Source organism: Priestia sp. SIMBA_032 (assembly GCF_046535215.1).
GTDB classification, from domain to species: Bacteria; Bacillota; Bacilli; order Bacillales; family Bacillaceae_H; genus Priestia; species Priestia aryabhattai.
In genome coordinates this window covers 1-264 of the sequence record NZ_JAWRXD010000847.1, presented here as the reverse complement: position 1 = coordinate 264, position 264 = coordinate 1, and the positions used below count along the sequence as shown (strand labels likewise).

The 264-nt window shown below is 61.7% G+C and carries 1 protein-coding gene; it reads left to right on the top strand.

The features are described 5' to 3' along the window. Nucleotides 1–15: 15 nt before the first annotated feature. Nucleotides 16–264 (top strand): hypothetical protein (locus SB717_RS36740; protein WP_410907998.1); only part of this gene is annotated, 249 nt, incomplete at its 3' end.

Sequence of the window (264 nt, the reverse complement as noted above, 5' to 3'; positions counted from 1 at the left end):
AGCTAAGGAGTGGCGATGCGCGGCGAATACATCGACGGCGTGGCGGTGCCGGACTATGACGATCGCGTCAGCCAGATCGTCGAGGCGGTCATACCCGAAGAAGAGGACGACCCCGAGGTCTTCAATCCCTTCCTCGGCGACGAGTACCGCATGGGCATCGCCAACCACGACGGCGAGGTATACCGGGTCATCGGCGTCCGCATGACCGAGGGCATCGATCTTCAGCAGCAGCTGTTCGATATTGGCCTTCGTGATGCGGTTGGC